General features: G+C 59.6%; 2 protein-coding genes. One reads left to right on the top strand and one right to left on the bottom strand.

Annotation, left to right across the window (positions count from 1 at the left end):
• The coding region (locus EN879_RS36050; protein WP_164774841.1) for a LuxR C-terminal-related transcriptional regulator at positions 1–238 on the top strand (238 nt) is incomplete at its 5' end.
• 109 nt (positions 239–347) lie between these two features.
• On the opposite strand, the gene EN879_RS36055 is transcribed toward EN879_RS36050, so the two are convergent.
• Positions 348–1,359: polyamine ABC transporter substrate-binding protein (locus EN879_RS36055; RefSeq protein ID WP_164774842.1), on the bottom strand; the 1,012-nt coding region annotated here is incomplete at its 5' end.

Here is a 1,359-nt window from a genome sequence, read left to right on the forward strand (position 1 = left end):
GCTCCATCTGCGCCGCTTCCGGCACAAGGGCGCCGCAATCGGTGACGCTCGCTCGCGGCTGAGCAGGCGCGAGACCGAGATTGCGCGGCATCTGGTCGATGGTGGCAACGCCAAGACGATTTCGCGATGCCTCGCCATCTCGCCCGGGACCGTCCGCAACCACATCAAGCAGATCTATCGCAAGCTCGGTGTGCACTCCCAGGTCGAGTTGCTGGCGGCCATCCGCGAAGCCGCTTGAGCCTGACGGCTTCCGCCCGGCTCTGTCTTTTTGCTTTGACGCAATTCCCAAGGGAAAGCGCTACGCGCTTTTCCCGGGAAAACCGCTGCGCACTTTTTCTGGAATTGCTCTATTGTCCCGTCACGATGCGCGTCCACATGCGGTTTTGGGATCGCAGCAGCTTTGGGTCGTTGTTGTCCACCACGAACAGTTTGGCCTTCACGGCATCAGGCGGAAAGACGCCGGGGTCGCTGGCTATGGCCTTGTCCATCAGCGGCAGGGACTCCGGTATCGCATTGGCGTAGGAGACATAGCTGGAATTGGCCGCGGCGATATCGGGCCGCAGATTGAAGTTGATCCAGGCCTGGGCGTTGTCGGGATGCGGCGCATCTTTCGGTACCGCCATCGTATCGAAGTTGATGAGCGTGCCTTCTTTGGGGATGGAATAGGCGATCTCCAGCTTCTTCACGGATTCCGCCGCACGGGTCCTTGCCTGGAGTATGTCGCCCGACCAGCCCAACACCACACAGATGTCACCGTTGGCGAGGTCGTTGATGTATTTCGACGAATGGAAATAGCGGATGTAGGGCCGCACCTTGACCAGCAGGTCCTCGACCTTGGCGAGGTCGTCGGGACTGGTCGATTTGGGGTTGATGTGAAGGTAGTTCATCGCCATCGGGATGACTTCAGCCGGCGCATCGATGATAGCTACACCGCAATCGGACAGCTTCTTGACCACATCGACGTCGAAGACCATGGCGAAGGAATCTGTCGGCCCGTCCGGCAGCCGCTGCTTCACCGCAGCGACGTTGTAGCCAATGCCGTCGGTGACCGCCATATAGGGCACTGCATGCAGGTTCTGCGGGTCGGCGCCGGCGATCAGCGCGAGGGCTTGCGGATCGATCTTCGAGTGGTTGGCAAGCTTCGATTTGTCGAGTTCCAGGAAAGCCCCTGCTTTCACCTGGTTCTTGAGGAACGGATAGGCTGAAGGGTAGACCACGTCATATCCGGAGCCGCCGGTGAGCAGCTTGGTCTCAAGCACCTCGTTGCCGTCATAGACGTCGTAACGAACCTTGATTCCCGTTTCCTTCTCGAATTTCTCGGCCGTGTCCGGCGCGATGTAGTCGGACCAGTTGTAGACG

The organism is Mesorhizobium sp. M7A.F.Ca.AU.002.02.1.1 (genome assembly GCF_003998535.1).
Lineage (GTDB): Bacteria > Pseudomonadota > Alphaproteobacteria > Rhizobiales > Rhizobiaceae > Mesorhizobium > Mesorhizobium ciceri.